The organism is Azospirillum sp. B506 (genome assembly GCF_000333595.1).
GTDB lineage: Bacteria > Pseudomonadota > Alphaproteobacteria > Azospirillales > Azospirillaceae > Azospirillum.
The window spans coordinates 1-21,245 of sequence record NZ_BADK01000395.1; the positions used below are offsets into that span (position 1 = coordinate 1).

19 protein-coding genes and 1 pseudogene are annotated in these 21,245 nt (G+C 71.3%); 4 read left to right on the plus strand and 16 right to left on the minus strand.

All coding sequences use genetic code 11. From position 1 onward, the window contains the following. A partial coding sequence (locus I71_RS12095; protein ID WP_244433785.1) for a cyclic nucleotide-binding domain-containing protein occupies window positions 1-404 on the minus strand: 404 nt, incomplete at its 3' end. Between the two features lie 104 nt (window positions 405-508). Between I71_RS12095 and I71_RS12100 the strand changes: the two are divergent. Both I71_RS12100 and bluB read left to right on the plus strand, forming a co-directional pair. Next, window positions 509-1,297 (plus strand): annotated as a pseudogene (locus I71_RS12100) (cobyrinate a,c-diamide synthase); the annotation flags it as partial. Window positions 1,298-1,300: 3 nt separating this feature from the next. Further along, complete coding sequence (gene bluB / locus I71_RS12105) at window positions 1,301-2,050, plus strand: 5,6-dimethylbenzimidazole synthase (protein WP_244433786.1); 750 nt, start codon at window positions 1,301-1,303, stop codon at window positions 2,048-2,050. Between the two features lie 72 nt (window positions 2,051-2,122). On the opposite strand, the gene I71_RS12110 is transcribed toward bluB, so the two are convergent. Genes I71_RS12110 through I71_RS12155 form a run of 10 tightly spaced genes read right to left on the minus strand, consistent with a single transcriptional unit; the run spans window position 2,123 to window position 12,406 of the window. Then, complete coding sequence (locus I71_RS12110; protein WP_042695107.1) at window positions 2,123-2,395, minus strand: hypothetical protein; 273 nt, start codon at window positions 2,393-2,395, stop codon at window positions 2,123-2,125. Continuing rightward, the gene (locus I71_RS12115) at window positions 2,395-4,617 is read right to left on the minus strand and encodes a chemotaxis protein CheA (protein ID WP_042695108.1); all 2,223 of its coding nucleotides are present in this window, start codon (window positions 4,615-4,617) and stop codon (window positions 2,395-2,397) included. The genes I71_RS12110 and I71_RS12115 overlap by 1 nt, the downstream gene beginning before the upstream one ends. Further along, the gene (locus tag I71_RS12120) at window positions 4,614-5,009 is read right to left on the minus strand and encodes a response regulator (protein WP_042695109.1); all 396 of its coding nucleotides are present in this window, start codon (window positions 5,007-5,009) and stop codon (window positions 4,614-4,616) included. The genes I71_RS12115 and I71_RS12120 overlap by 4 nt, the downstream gene beginning before the upstream one ends. Next, the gene (locus I71_RS12125) at window positions 5,006-5,884 is read right to left on the minus strand and encodes a protein-glutamate O-methyltransferase CheR (protein ID WP_042695110.1); all 879 of its coding nucleotides are present in this window, start codon (window positions 5,882-5,884) and stop codon (window positions 5,006-5,008) included. Before I71_RS12125 ends, I71_RS12120 begins: the two co-directional genes overlap by 4 nt. Window positions 5,885-5,890: 6 nt before the next feature. Continuing rightward, the gene (locus I71_RS12130; RefSeq protein ID WP_042695111.1) at window positions 5,891-6,529 is read right to left on the minus strand and encodes a HEAT repeat domain-containing protein; all 639 of its coding nucleotides are present in this window, start codon (window positions 6,527-6,529) and stop codon (window positions 5,891-5,893) included. A gap of 11 nt (window positions 6,530-6,540) precedes the next feature. Next, window positions 6,541-7,641, minus strand: coding sequence for a chemotaxis-specific protein-glutamate methyltransferase CheB (gene cheB, locus I71_RS12135; protein WP_085940717.1), 1,101 nt, complete (start codon window positions 7,639-7,641; stop codon window positions 6,541-6,543). A 29-nt stretch (window positions 7,642-7,670) separates the two neighbouring features. After that, window positions 7,671-9,314, minus strand: a complete 1,644-nt coding sequence (locus I71_RS12140; RefSeq protein WP_042695112.1) for a chemotaxis protein CheW — start codon at window positions 9,312-9,314, stop codon at window positions 7,671-7,673. Then, complete coding sequence (locus I71_RS12145; RefSeq protein ID WP_042695113.1) at window positions 9,311-11,287, minus strand: methyl-accepting chemotaxis protein; 1,977 nt, start codon at window positions 11,285-11,287, stop codon at window positions 9,311-9,313. Before I71_RS12145 ends, I71_RS12140 begins: the two co-directional genes overlap by 4 nt. A 40-nt stretch (window positions 11,288-11,327) precedes the next feature. Further along, complete coding sequence (locus I71_RS12150; RefSeq protein WP_042695114.1) at window positions 11,328-11,984, minus strand: chemotaxis protein CheC; 657 nt, start codon at window positions 11,982-11,984, stop codon at window positions 11,328-11,330. Between the two features lie 26 nt (window positions 11,985-12,010). Then, entirely contained in the window at window positions 12,011-12,406 is a 396-nt protein-coding gene (locus I71_RS12155; protein ID WP_042695115.1) for a response regulator transcription factor, read from the minus strand. Window positions 12,407-12,578: 172 nt separating this feature from the next. Here I71_RS12155 and I71_RS12160 point away from each other — a divergent pair, with 172 nt between their 5' ends. Continuing rightward, on the plus strand, window positions 12,579-16,277 hold the full coding sequence (locus I71_RS12160; protein ID WP_042695116.1) for a tetratricopeptide repeat protein: 3,699 nt from the start codon (window positions 12,579-12,581) through the stop codon (window positions 16,275-16,277). Here the strand turns inward: I71_RS12160 and I71_RS12165 are convergent. From I71_RS12165 to I71_RS12185, 5 genes are read right to left on the minus strand one after another with little or no spacing between them, the layout of a single operon-like run. Next, window positions 16,249-17,055 (minus strand): MetQ/NlpA family ABC transporter substrate-binding protein, encoded by an 807-nt coding sequence (locus I71_RS12165; RefSeq protein WP_042695117.1) that lies wholly within the window; start codon window positions 17,053-17,055, stop codon window positions 16,249-16,251. The genes I71_RS12160 and I71_RS12165 overlap by 29 nt on opposite strands. Window positions 17,056-17,081: 26 nt before the next feature. After that, window positions 17,082-17,750: a methionine ABC transporter permease gene (locus I71_RS12170; RefSeq protein ID WP_042695118.1), complete on the minus strand. Its 669-nt coding sequence runs from the start codon at window positions 17,748-17,750 to the stop codon at window positions 17,082-17,084. After that, window positions 17,728-18,780, minus strand: a complete 1,053-nt coding sequence (locus I71_RS12175; RefSeq protein ID WP_042695125.1) for a methionine ABC transporter ATP-binding protein — start codon at window positions 18,778-18,780, stop codon at window positions 17,728-17,730. Before I71_RS12175 ends, I71_RS12170 begins: the two co-directional genes overlap by 23 nt. 44 nt (window positions 18,781-18,824) lie before the next feature. Continuing rightward, window positions 18,825-19,604, minus strand: coding sequence for a MetQ/NlpA family ABC transporter substrate-binding protein (locus I71_RS12180; protein WP_042695119.1), 780 nt, complete (start codon window positions 19,602-19,604; stop codon window positions 18,825-18,827). 45 nt (window positions 19,605-19,649) lie between these two features. Then, window positions 19,650-19,850, minus strand: a complete 201-nt coding sequence (locus I71_RS12185) for a hypothetical protein (RefSeq protein ID WP_042695120.1) — start codon at window positions 19,848-19,850, stop codon at window positions 19,650-19,652. Between the two features lie 470 nt (window positions 19,851-20,320). Between I71_RS12185 and hisG the strand changes: the two genes are divergently transcribed. Further along, a complete protein-coding gene (hisG, locus tag I71_RS12190; protein WP_244433787.1) occupies window positions 20,321-21,085 on the plus strand; it encodes an ATP phosphoribosyltransferase in 765 nt (254 codons plus the stop codon). Window positions 21,086-21,245 lie beyond the last annotated feature (160 nt).

A 21,245-nucleotide genomic window follows, 5' to 3' on the forward strand; every position in this document is an offset into this window, starting at 1 on the left:
GTGCTGCGTTTCTCCGACAGGCGCTGGATCACCGCGCGCGGGATGCGGCAGGTCAGGACGGGATGGATGGCGATGGCGGTGTGGCGATAGGGTTCGCCCAGCGCCGCCTCCAGCCCGGCAGTGTCGCCGGTGCGCAGGAGCCGGACGATGCGCTGGCCGCCGTTGGGCAGATACTGCACCAGCTTCACCAGCCCGCCGCGCACGGTGTAGAGCGCCGCCGGCTCGTCGCCGACATGGTAGAGCGCGGCCCCTGGCGCCACCGTCATCTCGTCGATCGGCAGGTGGATCAGGTTGAAATCGGCTTCCGTCAGGTCGGCGAAAAGCGCCGAGTCCCGGATGCCGCACCCCCGGCAATTCGCCAGCCCCCGCCATGCCGCGTTGATGCTGGTCTTCTTCACGCTCATGTCCATGGAATTGTGGGGCGGCGATGCTGTGGGTACGAACGGTGTCCGGCGCGCAGTGTGGCAGCTTTTTGGATGGGTTCCAAGGATGACTCGGACTCCCGGTCCTCGGCTCCCTGCCGCGCGCGCCGGACCTCAGCCTGCCCGAACGCCATCTCGGCCTCGTCCAGGCCGACGAGACGGAGGGGCTGGCCGACCGGCTGGCGGCACTCGGCCGTTTCATCGCGGAGCATGTCGATCTCGACCGCGTCGTCGCGTTGGCAAAGCCATCCAAGGCCGGGCCGGGCAGCGACGCCCCCGCCCTGCCGCCGCTGGGCCAGCGCATCGCCATCGCGCATGACGCCGCCTTCACCTTCGTCTACCCGCACCTGACCGCCGGCTGGCAGGCGGCGGGGGCGGAGCTGTGCGTCTTCTCCCCCCTGGCGGACGAGGCGCCCCCGGCGGATGCCGACGCCGTCTATCTGCCCGGCGGCTATCCGGAGCTGCATGCCGGCCGCCTCGCCGCCAACCGTCGCTTCCTCGACGGCCTGCGGGCGGCGGCGGAGCGGGTGCCGGTCTATGGCGAATGCGGCGGCTACATGGTGATGGGCGAAACGCTGGAGGATGCCGACGGCGTCACCCACCCGATGGCCGGTCTGCTGCGGGTGCGTACCTCCTTCGCCAAGCGGCGTCTGCATCTGGGCTATCGCCGCGCCACGCTGCTGGCCGACGGGCCGCTGGGGCCGGCCGGAGCGCTGCTGCGGGGGCACGAGTTCCACTATGCCTCGACGCTGTCCCGTGGCGACGACGCGCCGCTGTTGCAGGCGACGGCGGCGGACGGCAGCGACCTGGGCGAACTCGGCAGCCGGCGCGGGCTGGCGCTGGGGTCCTTCTTCCACCTGATCGCGCGGGGGTAGGACATGGAGGAGGCTTTCACCCCGGCGGAGCGCGACGCGCTGTATAAGGCGATCTTCTCCCGCCGCGACGTGCGCGGGCAGTTCCGCCCCGACCCGGTGCCCGACGAGGTGCTGACCCGCATCCTGCTGGCCGCCCACCATGCGCCGTCGGTCGGCTTCATGCAGCCCTGGAACTTCATCGTCATCACCGACCAGGATGTGAAGTCCCGCATCCACGCCGATTTCTCCCGTGCCAACGACGAGGCGGCTGCGATGTTCGAGGGCGAACGGCGCGACCTCTACAGCCGGCTGAAGCTGGAGGGGATCCGCGAGGCGCCGGTGAACCTGTGCATCACCTGCGACCGCGAGCGCTCCGGCCCGGTGGTTCTCGGCCGCACCCACATGCCGGCGATGGATCTCTACAGCTGCGTCTGCGCGGTGCAGAATCTGTGGCTGGCGGCGCGGGCGGAAGGGCTCGGCGTCGGCTGGGTCAGCATCCTGCACGAGGACGCGCTGAAACAGGCGCTCGGCATTCCGGAGCGGATCGTCCCCATCGCCTATCTCTGCCTCGGCCACGTCACCCATTTCGAGGCGACGCCGGAACTGGAAACCAAGGGCTGGCGCAAGCGCCTGCCGCTGGAGGATCTGGTGTTCAGGGACCGCTGGGAGGGGATAGATCCGGAGATCCCCTCTCCCCCCCGCTCACGCGCAAACGAAGTTTGCGCTGACGCGACAGGCGGATCGAAGATCCGCCGAAAGCGGAGAGAGGGTTAGGGTGAGGCGCGGCGATGATCTTCAAAGATTGCACATCTCCGCACCCCAATGAATCCGCGCCGTGCATCCCCCTCACCCCGGCCCTCTCCCCGGGGGGGAGAGGGGGATGCCGCAGCCCAGCGCCGGCCCCACCCAGCGCGCCAGAAACGCCTCCTCCGGCCCGGCCGTCACCGCCGGCTTCGCGGCAATCAGCAATTGCAGCAACGCGGTGTGCAGGTCGGTGCAGGCGGACAGATCGACGCGCGGGGCGGCCGTCGCCTCCAGCCATTCGGCGAGCGGCAGGGCGTCCTCCGCCGTGCAGGCGGCCTCGAAGCGGGCAAGATCGGCATCATAGCGGATCGGCATCACAACAGCTCCCGCAAATCGAGCACCAGGATCAGCCGGCCGTCGCCCAGCACCGCCGTGCCGGCATAGCCGCGCAGGCCCCGCAAAACCCCGGTCATCGGCCGCAGCACCACGTCGGCGCGCTCGCCGACATCGTCCACCGCCACCGCCACCGGCCCGTCGCCCAATTCGACCAGCACCACGCAGTCGGCGGCGCGCTGACGCTCGTCGTCGGGCTGGCCGAGCAGGCGGCGCAGGCGCACCAACGGCACCACCCGGTCGCGCAGCACGATGCTTTCCGCCCGCTTCACCGCGCGGATCTCGGCCCGCGCCACCCGCTGGACACCGCCGACCAGCGCCACCGGAATGCCGTAGAGCGATCCCGCCGCCTCCACCGCCACGACGCGGGTGATGCTGAGCGTCAGCGGCAGCGACAGCCGCACCCGCGTGCCCCTGCCGGGGGCCGACGCGATCTCCACCCGGCCGCCGGCCCGCTCCACCGCCGCCCGCACCGCATCCATGCCGACGCCGCGGCCGGACAGGTCGGAAACCGCGGCGGCGGTGCTGAAACCGGGGGCGAAGACCAGCCGCACGGCGTCGGCATCGGCCAGCGCCGCGGCAGCCTCCGGCTCCAGCAGCCCCTTGGCGACGGCGGCGCGGCGCATCGCCGCCGGGTCGATGCCGGCGCCGTCGTCCGATACCTCGACCACCACCCCGCCCTTGTCCTGGAAGGCGCGGACCAGCAGGGTGCCGCCCGGCAGCTTGCCGGCGGCGGTCCGCCTCTCCGGCGCCTCGATGCCATGGTCCAGCGCGTTGCGCACCAGATGCAGCAGCGGCTCGCCCAGCACGTCGAGGATGTCCTTGTCGGCTTCCGTCTCCGCCCCCTCCAGCACCAGCTCGACCGTCTTGTCCAGCCGGCGGGCGGTGTCGCGCACCAGCCGGGGCAGCGGGTCGAACACGCGGGCCAACGGCAGCAGCCGCAAGCGCAGGGCCGCATGGCGCAGGTCGCCGACCAGCGCGTCCAGCCGGGCGGAGAAGGCCTTCATGTCGCGCGCCAGTTCGCCGTCCCCGGCACGGCCGACCAGCGGCCCCAGCTGCCCCTTCACCACCGACAGCTCGCCGACCAGCGCCATCAGCGCATCCATCCGCTCCGGCTCGACCCGCAATGCACGGCGCGGGAGAGACGCGGCGGCAGGCGGCGGCCCGGCCACCACAGGCTTTTCCACCGGTCCCTCGGCCAGGAAACGGCGCAGCGCCGCGGCGTCGCCACAGGCGCCCGCCACCGCACCGCGGTCGGTCGGCCGCCCCAGCGCCGTCAGGATCGCGGCGACCGCGCGGGCCACCGCGGCGCGGCGGGATTGGCACTCCGCGGTGCTGCCGGGCAGGTCGAGGATGCGCGCCTGCTCCGCCAGCATCGCCGCCGCCAGCGATCCCTGCGGCGCCGGGAGAAGCAGCGTGGCAGAGGGCGGCACCGGCAAGGGCGGTACCATGGCAGGGGCCAGCGTCACGCTGCCGATCCGCACCTGATCGGGCACGCTGCGGAAGGCGTGCGTCACCGCCTCCACCGCGGCACCGCTCAGCGCTCGGAAGCGCAGGATGCAGCGGTAGGGGTCCATCTGCGCCAGGGGCGGCAGCGGCTCCGCCGGCTCGATCCGCAGCAGCCGCAGGTCGGGCACCCGGCGGAACAGCGCCAGCGGGTCGTCGCCGGTGAAGAAGCACTCCGGATCGGGCGTGTAGTCGATGGCGGTCAGGGTGGCGGTCGGCCCGCCCTCGCCCACCGCGGCCCGCTCCTCCCCGGTCAGCGTCGTCACCCAGGGGAAGCCGTCCGCCTGCCCGCCGGCAGCGGCGGCAGCGCCCTCCGCCGCCGCCCGGCCGGACAGCCCGCGCACCAGCGTCTCCGCCGCATCCGCCGCATCGGCCGGCAACGCACCGCCCGCCTCCAGCGCCGCCACCCAGCGGGCGCACTGGTCGAGCGCGCGGAACAGGCGGTCGGCCAAATCCGGCATCATGGCGATCCGCCCGTCGCGCAGCAGCGACAGCGTGTCCTCCCCGGCATGGACCAGCCGGGTGAAGGGCGCCATGTCGAACAGGCCGCTCGCCCCCTTCAGCGTGTGGAAGGCGCGGAACAGCTCGTCCACCGACGCGCGGTCGGCGGGGTCGCGCTCCAGCGCCAGCAGGGCGGCGCCCGCCATCTCCAGCAGTTCCTGGGCCTCGACGACGAACTGGTCGAACAGATCGCTCATGGCGCCCCCTCCCCGCCGGGCGGCCGGCCGGTCAGCAGCCGCGCCGCCTCGACCAGCATCTCCGGCCGCGGCGGCTTGACGATGTACCAGTTGGCGCCGGCCAGCAGGGCCTGCTCGCGGTCGCTGTCCTTCGATTCGGTGCTGATCATGATGGCGGGCACGTCGCGCAGCGCCGGATCGCGGCGCAGGACGCGCAGCATGGTATAGCCGTCCATCTTGCGCATGTTGACGTCGACGATCACCAGATCGGGCGGTACGGCCATGGCGCGTTCCAGCCCCTCGATGCCGTTCACCGCCTCGTCCACCACGAAGCCGTCGGCCTCCAGCACCCGGCGGCTGAAGGCGCGCACGGTCACGGCGTCGTCGACCACCAGCACGCGCGGCCCGCTCATGCCCCACCTCCGTCCACCGGCTTCTGGTAGAGGATGGCGTCGGGGAAGCGGCGCGGGACGAACAGCGAGGACATGCGGCTCATGCTTTCCGAATGGCCGAGGCAGACGAAGCCGCCCGGCGCCAGGGCATCGTGAAACATGCTCGCCGCCTCCCGTCGGCCCAGATCGTCGAAATAGATCAGCAGGTTGCGGCAGAAGATCACATCGACCCCGCGGAACGCCCGCACCTGCCGCGGGTCGGTGATGTTGACCAGCGAGAAATCGACCGAGTCCCGCAAATCCCCGATGATCCGCCAGCGCGGCCCGCCGGCACCGACCGCTCCGCGCAGGGGCTGGAAATATTTGGCGCGCAGATGGGCCGGCAGCCCCTGCAGGGCGCGCTCGTCATAGATGCCCTCGCGCGCGCGGTCCAGAACCGCGCTGTCGATGTCGGACGCCAGCAGCTCGATCTCGTAATCGTCCACCCGATGCCAGTTTTCCAGCAGCATGATGGCGATGGAATAGGGTTCCTCCCCGCTGGCGCAGCCGGCCGACCAGATGCGCAGCCGCGATCCCGCCGGCCGCCCCCGCACCAGCTCGTCGAGGACGGAGTTCACCAGACAGTCGAACTGATACTTCTCGCGGAAGAAATAGGTCTCGTTCACCGTCATCAGGTTGACGAGCCGCTGAAGCTCCTCTCCCGATGCCTGGAAGCGCAGCAGATTCATATAGGCGCGCAGGTCAGCCGCCCCGACCGCCTGCATGCGGGCGGCGACGCGGCGGTCGACGAAATAGCGCTTGGCCTCGGTGAAGGACAGGCCGGTGCGCTCCCGCAGGAATCCGCACAGCGTCGCATAATCCTCCTGGGACAGGCCTTCCGGCACGGCGTCGGTCACAGGAGATCACCCGCCGCGGAAACTGGAACGGGCGGCGTCGACGGCGAAGGCGACGAAGGCGTCCGCGGGAAAGCGGCGGGCCAGCGCCTCCAGGCTGGACAGCGCTTCCGGACTCCCGGCCTCGGCCAGCGCCTCCACCGCGGCGAGGCAGACATTGACGTCGGCGTCGCGCTCCATCACCCGGGCCAGCCAGTCGGCCCGTCTGAAAGCCGACTCTGCCGGATGGACGAGGCTGCCCAGCCCCTGCACCGCGAAGATGCGCAGGTCGGCGTCGGCATGGTCGAGCAGCGGCAGCAGCGCCGGGGCGGCGACCTCCGCCGGCATCTGCTGCAGGCTTTCCAGCGCCGCGTTGCGCAGCGCAGCATCCTCGCGGTCGAGGAAGGAGACCAGGGCCGCCGCCGCGTCGGGCGTGGCGATGCGGGCGAGCGCGGTCAGGATCGCCTCGCGCACACCGGCGTCGCCCTCCGCCTGGAGCCGGCGGGCAAGCGCCGCCTCGGCCCCCGGAACCGCCGCATGGCCCAGCGCATGGGCGGCGTCACGGCGGGCCGAAGCCTCGGCATCCTCCAGCGCAGCCAGCGGATCGCGCGCGACCTCGGTGCCGGCCGGGGCGGTTTCCGGAGCGGCCTTCTTCTTCACCAGTCCCATGGCATCACTCCCTATTCCGTCCCGATCCGTCGCGCGACGGGCAGCAGCCAGCGGGTCAGTTGGCCGGCGACCCGGTCCGACGGCAGAACGACGCCGGCCCCGCCGCGCCGGATCAGGTCCTGCGGCATGCCGAAGACGACGGCGCTGTCCTCCGACTCGGCGATGGTGCGGCCGCCGCGGGCATGCAGTTCGGCCATCGATGCCGCCCCATCATTGCCCATGCCGGTCAGCAGCACCCCCACCAGCCGGTCGGGCGGCAGCAACCGCAGAGCGCTGGTCACCAGACGGTCGGCATTGGGATGCCAGGGCCGGTCGGGCGAGGCCGGGACGGAGACCGCCTGAAGCCGTCCGCCGCGCCGCGCCAGCTCCACGTCGGCACCGCCGCGGGCGATGCAGACCATGCCCGGCTCCAGCACCGTCGCCCGCTCCACCTCCACCACCCGCAGCGCGCACAGCTCGTCCAGGCGGCGGGCCAGCGTCGCGGTGAAGGCGGCCGGCATATGCTGGGCCACCACCACCGGCCAGGGAAAATCGGCGGGCAGCAGCGGCAGGATGTCCTCCAGCGTGCTGGGACCGCCGGTGGAGACGCCGACCAGCACCACCCCCTGCCCCTCCCCGCCCGCAGCCGCCGGAGACGACGGCGCCGGCAGCGCGGGCGCCACGAAATCCTCCCCGGCGATGCGGGCGCGGGCCAGCCGCAGCCGTTCGCGCAGGCCGTGGACGCGGCGCGGGCGGGCGGATGCGGCGGCGCGCACTGTCTCCACCAGCTCCTCGCCGATGCGGCCGATGGAGCCGGCAGCCGGCTTCTGCACCGCCTCCACCGCCCCCAGCCGCAGTGCCTCCAGCGTCTCCTCGGCCCCCGCCCCGGTGAGGGCGGAGACCATCACCACCGGCTTGGGATGCTCCACCATGATGCGGGCGAGGCAGGCCAGCCCGTCCATGCCGGGCATGGTGACGTCCAGGGTCACCACGTCCGGGTCGAGGACCGGCAGGCGGGCCAGGGCCTCCTCCCCCGTCGCGGCGGTCTCCACCCGGAATCCGGCCTCCCCCAGCAGATCCGTGATCCGCCGGCGCATCAGCGCGGAATCGTCCACCACCAGCACCACCGGCACCGTCCGCACACCGTTCCCCGCTCCCCTCGTCACGGCGGGGTCACGAGCAGGCCGGCCAGCCGGTCCATGTCGAGCAGGCTGTCCGCGTCCATCAGCAGGATCAGGCGGGCGCCGCCACCATCCTCTCTCGCCGACTCCAGCGTCGCCACCCGGCGGATCAGCCGCCGCTGCGCCGCCGACACCGCCGGTGCCGGGCCGATCCGATCCGCCGGAACGGTCAGCAGTCCGGACAGGCCGTCCACCAGCAACCCGGCCAGCAGCCCGTCGCGCCCGACCACCACCACCCGCCCGCGCTCCAGGTCGGCAGAGGGGCCAGCGGAGTCGGCCGCCGCGGCCGGCAGGTCCAGCAGCCGGCGCGGGTCGATCAGCGGCAGCACCTCGCCGCGCAGGGTCAGCAGGCCGGTCACGAAGTCGGGCGCCTTGGGCAGCGGCGTGACGCTGTCGGGCCGGCGCAGCACCTCGCGCACGGCGGCGACCGGCAGGCCGTACTCCGCCCCGGCGAGGCGGAAGACGACGAAGCGCTCCCCGAGTCCAGTCCCCTCGGCAGGCCGTGCCGGCTCCATCCCGCTCCCCTCTCCGCCTGCTTCGCCGCCCGCATCGCCGCCGATCGCCGCGCCATGACGGAACAACCGCTCCGCCGACAGCACCGAAACCAGCCGCTGTCCCCCCTCGGATCTGGCGATGCCGTCCAAATCCTCGAACTCCGGCTCGCGGGCCAGCAGCGGCGGCACCGGGTCGATCTGCGCCGGGTCGAGCCGCAGGATCTCATGCACCTCGTCCACCAGCACCCCGACCGGCGCCCCATCGCCGCCCAATGGCCCGCTTCCGGAGCGCACGACGACGACGCGGCGCCCGGCCGCCGGCCCGCCGGCCCCGTCCAGACCGAACAGGGCGCGCAGGCCCACCAGCGGCAGCAGCCGGTCGCGCACCGCCATCACCCCCAGCAGATGCGCCTTGGCCCGCGCCATGCGGGCGACCTCGCGCGGGGCCGGCAGGACCTCGCGCACGCGATTCACCGGCAGGGCGAATTCCTGCCCGGCGACCTCGAAGACCAGCAAGGCCTGCCTGTCGACATCACCCTTGGCGCTACCGGTGTTGGTGCCCGGTCCGCCGGCCGGCACGGGACCGAAGCCAACCGCCGCAACCGCTCCCCGGTCCGTCGGTTCCGCCTCCGCCCCGTCGCCGAACTGGCGGTCGATCAGCGCGTCCAGCTTCAGGATTGTGGCCGGACCGTCGCGCAGCAGGCCGTTCAGCAGGGCGGGATCGAGCCCGCCCTCCTCCTCCGTCAACGGATCGATGCGGTCGGGGGCGGCACGCAGGATGCCGGCGATGGAGTCCACCCGCAGCCCCACCGGCTGGCCGCGATGCCCGACCAGCACCACGCGCGTCTCCCGCGTGGCGGGCGCACCGCCCGGCCTGCCCAAGGCCGTGGCCCCCAGCGCCTTCCCAAGGTCGAGCACCGGCACCGCCTCGCCATGCCACTGCGCCAGCCCGTCCAGGCTGGGCGGCCCCAGCGGGATGCGCACCAGCTCCGGCAGCCGGATCACCGCATGGACCGCCGTCAGCGGCAGGGCAAGGCGCAGGCCGCCGACCGCCACCGTGACGAAGGCGAGGGTAAGGGCAAGGGCGCTGCCATCGCCATCGCCCGCCGCGTCCCCGGCCGCGGCGGTCAAGCCGCGCCCAGCAGGCTGTCGGCCATCGCCGCGATCTCCTCGATTGCCGACGCCAGCTCCTCGGCTCCCTTCGCCTGTTCCCGCGCGGCCTTGGCCGCTTCGGAGCCGGCGAGGTTCGCGGCGGCGGCGGCGGCGGCCACCTGCTCCACCCCGACCCGGGTCTCGCGCAGGGCGCCGGTGGTCTCGTTGGCGGCGTCCAGGATCTCGCGGCTGCCGGCGGTGACCACCCGCAGCTCCTGCGCGCCGGCCGTCAGGGTGACGCCGAAGGCACGGTGGCGGGCGATTTCCGTCACTGCCGTCGCCGAGACCTCCTCCACGTCGCGGCGCACCCGCAGCATCTGGTCCTGGATGGCGCGGACGATGTCCTTCACCCGTTCCGCGCTTTCGGCGCTGTCGCCGGCCAGCTTGCGGATGTCGCCGCTGACCACGGTGAAGCCGCGGCCGAACTCTCCCGCCCGTGCCGCCTCGATGGAGCCGCTGACCGCCAGCATCCCGGTCTGGATGGCGACGGTGGCGATGGCGTCCACCACCTTGTCGATGCGCCGGCCGATCCGCTCAAGCGCGTCCAGCCTCTCCCCGGCCCGGCGGGAGGAGTCCACCGCCTCCAGCATCCCGTCGGCCAGCCGGCCGATGGTCTCGCGGGTCTCGCCGAGCAGCCCTTCCATCGCGGTGCAGCGCTCCACCGACTCGCCGGCCCGCCCGGCGGCCAGCGTCGCCGCGGCGTCGATCTCGGCAATCGCCGAGGCCAGCTGGTGGGTGGCCGCACTCTGCGACTGCGCCCCGCCCGAGATCTGGCCGATGGCGGTCATGATCTGGGCCGCCCCCCGGTTGATCTCCTCGATGGCGGCCGACAGCTCCTCCGCGGCGGATGCCAGTTCGTCGGCGGTGGCGGCGAGGTCGGCGGTGCCCTCCAGATCCTCGGCCAGTTCGGAGAGCTGGCCGGCGGCGCGCTGGCTCTGGGCCAGGGCCAGGGCCTGCTCGCCCGCCGTCCTCAACGCCTCCTCGGCGGCGGCGGACTGTTCCTCGGCGCTGGCGGCGATGGTCTCCGCCCCGCGCAGGGCCTCGCGCGCCGCCTGATCGGCCTCCACGGCGGCGCGGATCGTCTCCTGTGCGCCCTGGACGATGGTCGACATATCCGACCGCACGCCTTCCAGCTGCTGGATGATCCTGCGCCCGCGCTCCACCTCCGCCTTCGCCGCGTCGGACGAGGCGACGATGCCGGCGGCGATCGCCGCGACCGCATCCTGGATTTCCGCGACCATCGCCTGGATGTCGTTGGCGCTGCGCTCCGATCGTTCGGCCAGCGCCTGCACCTCGTCGGCGACGACGGCGAAGCCCTTGCCCGCGTCTCCCGCCCGCGCCGCCTCAATGGCGGCGTTCAGCGCCAGCAGGTTGGTCTGGTCGGCGATGGCGGCGACGCTCTGCACGATGGTGCCGATCTCCTTCGCCTGGGTTTCCAGGTCGCGGACCAGCCGGACCGAGGCCTCCTGCCGTTCGGCGGCGCGGACGATGCCGTCGATGGAGGACAGGATCTGGCCGCTGACGTCCTTCAGCGTCGCCTGCAAGGCCTCGACCCGCAAGACCGCCTGTTCCGCCGTGCCGCGCGAGCGGGTCAGCAGCTCCGACGCCCGGCCGATCATGCGCTGGGATTCCTGGGTGGCGCCAGCCGTCTGCTCGGCCCCGGCGGCGATCTGCTCCATGGCCCGGCGCAGCTCTTCCGCCGCCGCCGCCGCCTGGGTGACGCCACTGGCCAGCTCGGTGGAAGCGGCGGCGATGCCGCTGGCGGCCTGCCGGCGGCGCGAATCGGCGCGCGCCCGGCGGCGCTGCGGCGTGCTCTGCGTGGGGGCGGCCGGGGTGACGGCTGCGGCGGCCTCGCCGGCGACAGCGGACCGCTCCGGACCCTCGTCGGCGCCGCCGGCTCTGGTCCGGGCGGTGCGCGCCGTGTCGATCTTGGTCTTCTTGATGAGTGCCATGGTCCTTACCCGTCTTTCCAGCCGGTTGTTCTTGTTGCCGTTACGCGACCAGCCGGCCGATGTAGCGGCCGAGCGTCGCCTTGAGCGCCCCGGCCGAGCCGGCGTCGAGCAGCAGGACCACCCGCCCGCCGACCACGCCCCCCTCGTCGCTGCTGTCGCCGTTGGCGTTCCCGTTGGGCAGGCTGGTCCGCAGGTCGATGTGGAACAGCACGGCAGCGCTGTCGGCGGTCGGAACCGGTCCCGAACAGCGCCGCAGGATCTCCGCCGCACTGCCGCGGAGCACCGCCGGCAGGCCGGTATCCACCGGTTCGCCCAGCAGGTTGGCGACCAGCGCCAGCGCGCTGTTCAGCACGACGTTGCCCAGCTCCGCCAATACCTCGTCCTCCAGCTCCGGCACGTCGTCGGCCGGGACGCCGGGCGGCAGGGCGGCGCGCACCAGGGGCAGGCTGCCGGCCTGGGGAAAGGCCAGCAGGGCGCAGCCGGCGAACAGCCCGCCCAGCCGTTCCGAGATGCCCACCAGCGGCGGCGACAGCGCCCGGTCGAGCAGCCCGGCCACCGTGTCCGGCGGCACCATCTCCACCGAGGGGACCGACAGGGTCACCAGCCCGCCCAGCATGCGGCCGAGCGCCGTCGATGCCCGGCCGATGCCGATGTTGCCCAATTCGGCCAGCGCGTCGCGCTCCAGATCGCTCAGCATGGCCTAGGTTCTTACCATGGAAGCGCTCACTCCTGCGGGGCCGGGTTGGCGCGGCGCGGCGGCAGGGCGGTGGAGTTCAGGAAACGGGCGACCTGCTCCTCCTCCAGCGGCTTGGGCATGAAGGCGGCGCCGACCGCACGGATGCCCGATACCACCGCGTCCTGGGCATTGGCGGTGATGATGGCGATGTGCACCCCCGGATGGCTCCGGCGCAGCTTGGCGGCGGTGTCCACCCCGTTGTCGCCGGGCATGTTGTAGTCGATGATCGCAACATCGACCGGCGTGTCCTGCAACGTCCTGAAGAGTTCGTCGCCGTTCGCAGCCTCGACCACCGACCAGTCCGGCTTGTTGCGCAAGACCATTGCCCGCACATGCATACGCGAAAGCTTGCTGTCGTCGACGATGATTGCAGTCTTACTCAAGATATACGCCTTTTGGATGGAGATCGACCGGCGAAGCCGAAGCGAGATCAAGTATACAGAATGAAGGGGGTCACGCCAGTCCCCTAAATTGCTTCCGATATTTTGCGTAGGCGACTCACGGCAGACTCGTGCTATCGAGACGGCACGTCCTTTTCGATCCGGCCCCCGCCCGATGCCGTCCTCCGCCGCCCCCGCCCGACTGGCCGCCCTCCTGCGCGAGGCGCTGGCCCACCACCGCGCCGGCGACCTGGAGGGGGCGGAGCGCACCTACCGCAGCATGCTGGCGGCCGACGGGCGGAACGCCGACGCGCTGCATCTGCTGGGCGTGCTGCACCACCAGCGCGGCCAGGACGCGGACGCCGCCCGTCTGATCGGCAAGGCCATCGCCCATCGCCCCGGCATGGCGGAACAGCACGCCAATCTCGGCCTTGCCCTCCACGCGCTCGGCCGGCTGGCGGAGGCGGAGGCGGAGTACCGCCGGGCACTCGCCCTGCGCGAGGCCTACCCGGAGGCGCACAACAGCCTGGGCAGCGCCTTGCAGGAGAGCGACCGGCTCGCCGAGGCCGCTGTCCATTACCGCCGCGCGCTGGACCTGAATGCCGGCTATGCCGAGGCCTGGGCCAATCTCGGCACGCTGCTGCGGGCGCAGGACGAGTATGCCCAGGCGGAAACGGCGCTGCGCCACGCCCTGCGGCTCGACCCCGGCCATGCCACCGCCCTGACCAACCTCGGCGTCGTGCTGAAGGAGACCGGCCGCATCGCCGAGGCCGAGACGGCGCATCTGGAGGCCCTGCGGCTGGCCCCCGGCGATGCCGAGACGATGGTGAACCTCGCCCTGCTGCGCGAGGCGCAGGGCCGCGGCGACGAGGCGGAGGCGCTCTACGCCCAGGCGTTGATCCACGCCCCCGGCTTCGCGCTGGCCCGCTGGAACCTCGCCCTGCGGCTGCTCGGCCGCGGTCGGCTGGCGGAGGGCTGGGACGAGTATGAGGCCCGCTTCGCCTCGCGCCGGGTGTCGGCCGGGCGCAGCGTCTCCCTGCCGGCCTGGGACGGAACTCCGGGAAAGCGCCTGCTGGTCTGGCGCGAGCAGGGGCTGGGCGACGAGCTGATGTTCGGCACCGCCCTGCCCGACCTTGCGGCGCGGTTCGGGCCGGGAACGCTGATCGTCGAGGTCGATGCCCGCCTGACCGGGCTGGTCGGCCGCGCCCTGCCCGGCGTCACGGTGCGGGCGCAGACGGCCGATCCCGCCACTGCCGCGCCCACCGACGCCGACGCCCATCTGCCGATGGGATCGCTGCCCCGGCTGCTGCGGCCGACCCTGGCCGATTTCCCCGCCCGCTCCTCCTGGCTGGCACCCGATCCGCTGCGGCTGGCGGAATGGCGCGAACGGCTGGCGGCGCTGGGACCGGGCCTGCGCGTCGGCATCTGCTGGGGCAGCCAGAACATGCTGGGGGAGCGCAAGGCCTCCTACACCACGCTGGCCGACTGGACGCCGCTGCTGACCTTGCCCGGCCTGATCCCGGCCACCCTGCAATATGACGGGCGCGAGGCGGAAATTGCCGCCGTCGAGGCGCAACTGGGCGTGACGATCCGCCGCTGGCCGGACACCGACCTGAAGAACGATCTGGAAGGCGTGGCGGCGCTGATCGCCAACCTCGACCTCGTGGTGACGGTGGCGAGTTCGGTCGGCGAGATGGCGGGTGCCTTGGGCGTGCCGGTCTGGCGCTTCGGCCCGGCGGGCGACTGGACGGCGCTCGGCAGCGGCGTGCGGCCCTGGTTCCCCTCCATGCGGCTGTGGAGCGCCCGCTCCGGCGAGCGACTGCCGGATGTGCTGGCGCGCATGGCGGCAGAGCTGCGTCGTCTTGTCCCGCCTCCGCCCGCCGCCCCACCCCTCGATAAGTGGCTGGCCGAGGCGCGCGGCCTGCACGAATCCGGCCGCTGGCCCGAGGCGGAGAAGGCTTACCAACGCATCCTCGACCAAGTCGGCGAGGTGCCGGCGGCGCTGGAGGGCTACGCCCTGCTCGGCCATCAGGCCGGCCGTCCCGACATCGCCGCCACCCTGCTGGGCCGCGCCATCGCGGTGGAGCCGACCGCCGACCGTCACAAGCGCCGCGCCCTGGCCCACCAGGAGATGGGCGCCCTGGCCGACGCCGAAGCCGACTGGCTGGTCGCCACCGCCCTCGCTCCCGAAGACGTGGAGGCGCTCGGCAATCTCGGTGCCCTGCACCTGTCCCGCGGGGCGGCCGCCGAGGCGGCGGAGGCGACCGACGCGGCACGCCGCCTCGCCCCCTTCCATGCCGGGCTGTGGGCCAATGCCGGACTGGCGCGGCAGGCGATGGGTGAAGCAGGCTGGCCCTTCTTCCAGCGGGCGCTCGCCCTCGACCCCGCCTTGGCGGAGGCCTGGACCGCCCTGTCGGCGGAAGCCCTGCGCAATCCCGACCATGCCGCCATCGCGGAACGCACCGCCGGCCGGGCGCTGCGCCTGCGCCCCGGCGATCCGGCGGCGCTCAGCAACCTCGGGCTGGCCGCCCTGGCGCTCGACCGCCCGGCCGAGGCAGTGGCACATCTGCGCTCGGCGCTCCAGGGCCGTCCCGGCGATCTCGGCACGCTGGGCAATTTCGCTCTGGCGCTGGAACGGGCGGGCGACGGCACCGCCGCCGGGCTGGCCTGGTGGCGGGTGATCCTGTTCGCCCCCGGAGCCGGCACCGGCTGGGCCGGGCTGGCCGACCTGCGGCAACGGCAGGGCCGGCTCGACGCCGCGCTGAAGGGCTGGGGCCGTGCGCTGGCGCTGGAGCCGCTGCGGGCGGAGTGGCGTTACAATTCCGGCAACGCGCTCCATGCCGCCGGCCGGCCGGCGGAGGCCGATGCGGCCTATCGCCGGGCGGTGGAGGATGACCCGACCCTGACGCTCGCCGCCTTCAACCGCGGCTATGCGGCGCTGGCGCGGGGAGACCTCGACATCGGCTGGACCGGGCTGGAGGCCCGCTTCGCCGCCGGACAGGCTTTGCCCGACCGGCGCTTCCGCATTCCCGCCTGGGACGGCGGCGACCTGACGGGAAAGACGCTTCTGGTATGGCGCGAGCAGGGGGTGGGCGACGAGCTGATGTACAGCGCCTGCTACCCCGACCTGATCGCCCGCATTCTCTCAGGCGCCGGCCGGGTCATCGTGGAATGCGAGCCGCGGCTGGCGGCCCTGATCGCGCGCTCCTTCCCGCAGGCGACGGTGCGCGCGGCGACCGAGGATCCGACGGACGCCGACTGTCACATCCCGGCCGGGTCGCTGCCCTTGCGGCTGGGCTGGGGAGTCTCCGGCTTTGCGAAACAGGGCGGATGGCTGCGCGCCGAGGAGGCGGCGGTGGAGCGGTGGCGGGACTGGTCGGGTGGCAGCGGATCCGCCCTGACCGTCGGCCTGTGCTGGCGCAGCAGCCTGCGCGGCGCGTTGCGCGACGCCAACTACGCCCCGCTGACCGACTGGGCGCCGATCCTCACCCTGCCCGGCCTGCGCCTCGTCAACCTTCAATATGACGAGTGCGAGGCCGAACTCGCCAACGCCGAACGGCGCTTCGGCATCGCCATCCACCGCCCGCCGCTCGACCTGAAAAACGACCTCGACGGTGCGGCGGCCCTGACGGCGGCGCTGGATCTGGTGGTCTCCGCCGGAACCTCGGTGGCGGAGATGGCCGGCGCGCTCGGCGTGCCGGTCTGGCGGATCGGGCCGGCGGGGGACTGGACGGCGCTCGGCACCGGCTGCCGGCCCTGGTATCCGTCGATGAGGTTGTTCTGCCCGAAGGCTGGCGGATCGCTCGGCGACGCGCTCGGCGCCGCCGGGCGTATCCTTGCCAACCTCAGAAAGCAGGAACCACCGCGTTCTTGAACTTGGTGAGGATGAACTCCTTCACCTCGGGGCTGTTGTAGGCCTTCACCAGCTTGGCGACCCAGGGCTTGTCCTTGTCGGCCTTGCGGACAGCGATGACGTTGGCATAGGGGCTGTCGGCCGATTCACGCGCGATGGCGTCCTTGACCGGGTCGATGCCGGCCTCCAGCGCGAAGTTGGTGTTGATCGCGGCGGCGGTCACGTCGTCCAGCGAGCGCGGCAGCTGGGCGGCGTCCAGCTCGACGATCTCCAGCTTCTTCGGGTTCTCGACGATGTCGATGGGCGAGGCCTTCAGGGTGCCGCCGTCCTTCAGCTTGATCAGGCCCTTGGCCTGCAGCAGCAAGAGGACGCGACCGCCGTTGGTCGGGTCGTTCGGAATGGCGAACTTGGCGCCCGTCGGCAGCTCTTCCAGGCTCTTGACCTTCTTGGAATAGATGCCGATGGGATAGACCACCGTCTTGCCGACGCTGACCAGATCGAAACCGCGGTCCTTCACCTGGTTGTCCAGATAGGGCTGGTGCTGGAAGCTGTTGGCGTCCAGATCGCCGCCGGCCAGCGCCTGGTTCGGGATGACATAGTCGGTGAATTCCAGGATCTGGATGTCCAGCCCGTCCTTGGCGGCGATGGGCTTCACCGCTTCCAGGATCTGGGCATGCGGACCGGCGGTGACGCCGACCTTGATCGTTTCGGCGGCCACACTCTCAAAGGGCGCAGCGAAAGCGATGGCCATCGTGGCGGCGCCAGCCAGCAGGGAAGCCAGCGAACGGAAGCGCAGCATCTCGAACACTCCTCGGGTATTATTGGTCAGGACTTCAGATTGCGTTTGTTGACCCGGCGGGCGATCAGGTCGCCCGTCGACTGGACGATCTGCACCAGCACGATCAGCACGATCACCACCGCCAGCATCACCTCCGGCAGGAAGCGCTGGTAGCCATAGCGGATGCCGAGATCGCCCAAGCCCCCGCCGCCGACGGCGCCGACCATGGCGGAATAGCCGATCAGGCTGACCGCCGACAGGGTCAGGCCGGCGACGATGCCCGGCAGGGCTTCCGGCAGCAGGACCTTCCTGATGATCTGGAACGGCGTGGCGCCCATCGCCTGCGCCGCCTCGACCAGTCCGCGATCCACCTCGCGCACCGCATTCTCCACCACGCGGGCGATGAAGGGCGCCGCGGCGACGGTCAGCGGCACGATGGCGGCATTGGTGCCGATGGAGGTGCCGGCGATCAGCCGGGTGAAGGGGATGATTGCCACCACCAGGATGATGAAGGGGGTGGAGCGGGTCATGTTGACCACCGCCCCCATCACCTTGTTGAAGGCGAAATTCTGCAACAGCTCGCCCCGGCCGGTGACGGCCAGCATCACGCCGATGGGCAGGCCGATCAGCGTCCCGATGGCGCCCGACACCGCCACCATCTGCAGCGTGTCGATCAGCCCCTTGATCAGCAGGTCAATGATTTGCGGGGAGAGCATGGCCCAACACCTCGACACCCAGATTGTTCTCTTTCACCAGCGCGATGGCGGCCTCGACCTTGGCCGTGTCGCCCAGCGCCTCCACCACCAGCGTGCCGAAGGGGGCGCCCTGGATCTCGTCGATCTGGCCGTGCCAGATGTTCAGGTCCAGGTTCAGCTGGCGGCTGATGGCGCTGATCACCGGGGTGGTCGCCTTCTCGCCGGTGAAGGTGATGCGCAGCACCGGGTTGCTGCCCGGTCCCGGCTGGTGCGACAGCCGGTCGCGCAGGCTGTCGGGGATGCCGCGGTTGATGACGGGATCGACGAAACTGCGGGTGGTCGGGTGCTTCGGATGGGCGAAGATGTCGAAGACAGGCCCCTGTTCGATCACCCGGCCATTCTCCATCACCGCCACCTTGTGGCAGATCTCCTTGATGACGGCGATCTCGTGGGTGATCAGCACGATGGTCAGGCCGAGCCGCCGGTTGATGTCGGCCAGCAGATGCAGGATCTGCGTCGTCGTCTCCGGATCGAGCGCCGAGGTCGCCTCGTCCGACAGCAGCACCTTCGGCTTGCTGGCCAGCGCGCGGGCGATGCCGACGCGCTGCTTCTGCCCGCCCGACAGCTCCGCCGGATAGCGGTCGCGCTTGTCGGCCAGCCCGACGAGGTCGAGCAGCGGCTCCACCGTCTTGCGGATCTCCGCTCCGGCCATGCCGGCCAGCTCCAGCGGCAGCGCGACATTGTCGAAGACGGTGCGCGAGGACAGCAGGTTGAAGTGCTGGAAGATCATGCCGATGGAATGGCGGGCCTTGCGCAGCTCCGCCGCCGACAGGGTGGTCATCTCCACCCCGTCCACCGTGACGCTGCCCGAACTCGGGCTTTCCAGCAGGTTGACCGTGCGCAGCAGGGTGGATTTGCCGGCGCCGGAGCGCCCGATGATCCCGAAGACCTCGCCGCGTCCGATGGAAAGGTCGATGTCGGCCAGCGCATGGACCGAAGCCCCGCCGCCGCGCGCCGCGTAAGTCTTATGAATGTTTGTTAGCGTTATCATCATTTATTCGGCAAAAGGGGACGTCCAGCGTCCCCCAGCCTCCCTCACCACGTCGGAATGATGGAACCGTTGAAGCGCGTTTCGATAAACTGCCGCACTTCGGGCGAACGATACAGCGCAATGAAGCGTTTGATCGTCGGGTCTTCCATGCGATCCTTGCGGACCGCCCACACCAGGTTCCACTTCGACTGGTCATCCTCCAGCACCAGGGCCTTCTTCGGCTCCAATCCGGCCAGCACGGCATAGTTGAGGGTGATGACCGACGCATCCACGTCGTCGAGCGAGCGCGGCAGCTGGGCGGCGTCCAGCTCCACCAGCTTGATGCCCTTCGGGTTCACCACGTCGGCGATGGTGGTGTTGAGGCCGGCCCCGTCCTTCAGTCCGATCACGCCGGCCTTGGCCAGCAGGAACAGGGCGCGGGCGCCGTTGGTGGGATCGTTGGGGATCGACACCGACGCGCCCGGCTTCAGGTCGGCCAGCGCCTTCACCTTGCTGCTGTAGACGCCCATCGGCACCACGACGCTCTTGGCGACGGAGACGATGTCGTAGCCGCGCTGCTTCACCTGATTGTCGAGGAAGGGCTGGTGCTGGAAGTTGTTGGCGTCGATGTCGCCGGCCTGGAGCGCGGCATTCGGCATGTTCCAGTCGGTGAACTCGATCACCTGCGCCTCGATGCCCTCCTTGGCGGCCAGCTTGGCGGTGAATTCCAGGATCTCGCCATAGGGGCCGGCCGACACGCCGAGCTTCAGCGGGGCGGCGAAAGCGGAGGTGGCGGCGGTCAGCAGGCCGGCGGCGACGGCCACCGACATCAGGATGCGCTTCATGGGGGCTTTCCTCAGGGTTTCTTGGCAGCGGGCATTGATCGGGGGTCAGCGGCGGCGGGTGTCGGGCAGCCGGCTGTAATGCTGGTGGGCGGCGCGCTGGGCCTGTCCGACATTGCGGAAGACGCGGCGGTCGAGATCGCGGAAAGCCCAATCGGACACGAAGAAGGTGTAGCCGCCGCGTTCGGCAACGACGATGCCGGCGGAACGGCCCTGGACTTCGATGGCGTAGGCGTTGGCGTGGGTCATGGCGAGAGGCTCCCCTTTGCCGCGGCGGCCCCCAGGCACGGCGGGGCGGCGGCGCAAATGCGTTCTTCAGGACGGGCGGATGTGCGGGATGGGCGCTGTGTCTTGGGGCCGCGGGATCAGCGGCAACACAGGCCCGAACGCATCATGCAGGCCGGGGAAGCGGTCCGAAGCACGGATGGGGGAGCGGAAACTCGCGATGTCATTCCGGTCTCTCCTTCTTGAAGAGGTCCACGACCGGTATCGTGGCGCTTTAGCGTTTGGTGACGCGGCGCAAGCTGCAGAAGTCAAATTGCCGCGGGATGCCCCGGCGGGGCGTCCATGGGTTTTATCTACTCTTTCGATGGAGTTTGAGTCAAACAAAATTTTCTATCTTGTGTGAAATTTCTCATTAAGCAAACTATACACGTAAAATCTCTGCAGCGCGACAGCGACAGGTGACGGGCGCGCGGAATGTGCTATCTATCCCGGCGATGGTTCATCCGGGGCCGCCACACCGCCCCGGCGAGCGATGCGAGGAGAGTGTTTTGTCCGCCGATACCAGCGCCCTGGGCTTGCCGGCCGCCGAGGTTCCTGTCGACGACCAGCTCGTGCTGGCCCTGCCCAAGGGCCGCATCCTGAAAGAGCTGCGCCCGTTGCTGACCCATGCCGGCATCCATCCGGAGCCGGCCTTCGACGACGACAAGAGCCGGCTTCTGCGCTTCGCCACCAATGTGCCGAACCTCAGCATCATCCGCGTGCGCTCCTTCGACGTGGCGACCTTCGTCGCCTTCGGCGCCGCCCATCTCGGCGTCGCGGGCAACGACGTGCTGATGGAGTTCGACTATCCGGAGATCTACGCGCCCCTCGACCTCGGCATCGGCGCCTGCCGCCTGTCGGTCGCCGAACCGGCGGAGATGATGGAGGGCGACGATCCGTCGCGCTGGAGCCATGTGCGCGTCGCCACCAAATACCCGGAGGTGACCAAGCGCCACTTCGCCGCCCGCGGCGTCCAGGCCGAATGCGTCAAGCTGAACGGGGCGATGGAGCTGGCGCCGACGCTGGGCCTGTGCCGCCGCATCGTCGATCTGGTGTCCACCGGCTCGACCTTGAAGGCCAACGGGCTGGTGGAGGTGGAGCATATCGCCGACGTCACCTCGCGCCTGATCGTCAACCGCGCCGCCTTCAAGACGCGGACGGCCGAGATTTCTCAGTGGATCGACAAGTTCCGGGAGGCGGTGAATGCCCGTCAGGCTTGATATTCGCGACGCGGACTTCGCCGCCGGTTTCGAGGCGCTGCTGCATGCCAAGCGCGAGGCCAGCGAGGATGTCCAGACCCTGGTCGCCGGCGTCATCGAGCAGGTGCGCAGCCGCGGCGACGCGGCGCTGATCGACTACACCGCCCGCTGGACCGCCAGA

Bases quoted from the DNA above. Each gene is read 5' to 3' on its own strand.
- bluB (WP_244433786.1), top strand. From the start codon at position 1,301: ATGGAGGAGGCTTTCACCCCGGCGGAGCGCGACGCGCTGTATAAGGCG.
- I71_RS12110 (WP_042695107.1), bottom strand. From the start codon at position 2,395: ATGCCGATCCGCTATGATGCCGATCTTGCCCGCTTCGAGGCCGCCTGC.
- I71_RS12115 (WP_042695108.1), bottom strand. From the start codon at position 4,617: ATGAGCGATCTGTTCGACCAGTTCGTCGTCGAGGCCCAGGAACTGCTG.
- I71_RS12120 (WP_042695109.1), bottom strand. From the start codon at position 5,009: ATGAGCGGGCCGCGCGTGCTGGTGGTCGACGACGCCGTGACCGTGCGC.
- I71_RS12130 (WP_042695111.1), bottom strand. From the start codon at position 6,529: ATGGGACTGGTGAAGAAGAAGGCCGCTCCGGAAACCGCCCCGGCCGGC.
- I71_RS12145 (WP_042695113.1), bottom strand. From the start codon at position 11,287: ATGGCACTCATCAAGAAGACCAAGATCGACACGGCGCGCACCGCCCGG.
- I71_RS12150 (WP_042695114.1), bottom strand. From the start codon at position 11,984: ATGCTGAGCGATCTGGAGCGCGACGCGCTGGCCGAATTGGGCAACATC.
- I71_RS12160 (WP_042695116.1), top strand. From the start codon at position 12,579: ATGCCGTCCTCCGCCGCCCCCGCCCGACTGGCCGCCCTCCTGCGCGAG.
- I71_RS12165 (WP_042695117.1), bottom strand. From the start codon at position 17,055: ATGCTGCGCTTCCGTTCGCTGGCTTCCCTGCTGGCTGGCGCCGCCACG.
- I71_RS12170 (WP_042695118.1), bottom strand. From the start codon at position 17,750: ATGCTCTCCCCGCAAATCATTGACCTGCTGATCAAGGGGCTGATCGAC.
- I71_RS12175 (WP_042695125.1), bottom strand. From the start codon at position 18,780: ATGATAACGCTAACAAACATTCATAAGACTTACGCGGCGCGCGGCGGC.
- I71_RS12180 (WP_042695119.1), bottom strand. From the start codon at position 19,604: ATGAAGCGCATCCTGATGTCGGTGGCCGTCGCCGCCGGCCTGCTGACC.
- I71_RS12185 (WP_042695120.1), bottom strand. From the start codon at position 19,850: ATGACCCACGCCAACGCCTACGCCATCGAAGTCCAGGGCCGTTCCGCC.
- hisG (WP_244433787.1), top strand. From the start codon at position 20,321: ATGGTTCATCCGGGGCCGCCACACCGCCCCGGCGAGCGATGCGAGGAG.